The sequence below is a fragment of the Streptomyces sp. NPDC006265 genome, from assembly GCF_040613555.1.
In the GTDB taxonomy this organism is placed as follows: domain Bacteria; phylum Actinomycetota; class Actinomycetes; order Streptomycetales; family Streptomycetaceae; genus Streptomyces.
Genome location: NZ_JBEXSH010001421.1, coordinates 1 through 1,358, shown reverse-complemented (window position 1 = coordinate 1,358; position 1,358 = coordinate 1). Strand labels below are relative to the sequence as shown.

The window sequence follows — 1,358 nt, the reverse complement described above, 5'->3', positions numbered from 1 at the left end:
GCCGTCTCGGCCAGGCAGACGACGTGTATCCCGGCCCGGGGGCCCTGCAGCGCCAGCCGTGCCACGGTTTCGCGCAGGTCGGCGCCGCCGGGATCGCCGTCGACGACCACGACGGTGTACGGGCCGGGGAAACCGGCTGTCGCGTCGGTGCCGGTGTCGTCGTCCCGGGCCCAGGAGGGTCGGCGGGGGGACGGGACGGAGTGGGACGGGGCGGTGCCGGTGGGCTGTGGGCTGCCACTCACCGAGGTACTCGTCGGCATACCGACACCCCCTGTTGGGCCGGAGCCCTGGCCTGCATCCGCCAGCTGGTCCTCCAGGCGGCGGGTGAGTTCGTCGGTGCGGGCCGCCGCCTGTTCGCGGTCGTGGGCCAGGAGCAGCCGGCAGTCCTGCCCGTGCCCCGGACGCACGTGTGGCAGCCAGCCCAGCCAGGACCACTCGGCGGTGCGCTCCTCCAAGGAGCGTGAGCGGTCCGCGGCGATCAGGACGATCTCCAGCGAGTCGGGGGAGTGCAGCGCGGTGAGCTGGGCCAGCACGGCACGGGCCAGCCCGGCCAGCCGCGCCCGCGGGCCGGCCAGCCCCAGGGCGCCGACCTCACGCAGTCCGGCGGTCACGGGTACGGCGGGCAGCAGGCCCGCGCCGTCCGGTGCCGCCCGGTCGGCCGTGCCGAGGCGCACGGCCAGCGCCTCCGGGTCACCGGGGCCGCGCTCCCACAGCCGCGGACCGGGCCCGAGGGCCGTGAGCAGCAGCGTGGCCGGGTCCGGCCAGGTCTCCGGGGCGGCCGGTGCGACGACCGGGTGGTGCTCCGCCGCCACCATGGCGGCCGGCTCGTCCTCGTACGCCTCGCGCGGTTCTGCCGTCTGTTCGCCACGCCCTCCGGCCAGCCGCCGGGCCCACGCGCCGAGCCCGCCGCGCCTGCGGGTTCCCGGGGGTACGTCGGTGCCGCGGAGGGGGGTGCCTTTGCGTCCACGGCCGGAGCGCTGGTCCGCCAGGGCCGGGTCGTCGGTACCGGTGGGAGTGATGGGCCCGTCCGGACCTCCGGGGCGCGGACCGGTTCCGTCCGCGACGTCGAGCTCCCCGATCCCGGAACGACCCGCGTGTGTGTCCCCGGCACCGCTCACCGGCCGGGCCCGGGCATCGGGAGGAGTCGTGGGCGACGGACTCCGGGCGCCCTCGTGCCGCCGGGTGGGCGCCCTGTGCGTCTCGGCGGATATCCCTGCGGCCCCGGTGGGCCCCGGCCACGATCCGCCGCCGTCCGCCTGAGAACGCGCCACGCCCCCGGTGCCCGGGGCGGGCGCCCGACTCGGGCTGTCCCCTGCGCCCCGGGCGCCCTGCGCAGGTACCTGGCTCCGCCTGTCTCC

1 pseudogene is annotated in these 1,358 nt (G+C 78.0%); it reads right to left on the bottom strand.

From position 1 onward, the window contains the following. Nucleotides 1-1,358: pseudogene (locus tag ABZ281_RS49440) on the bottom strand (hypothetical protein); the annotation flags it as partial.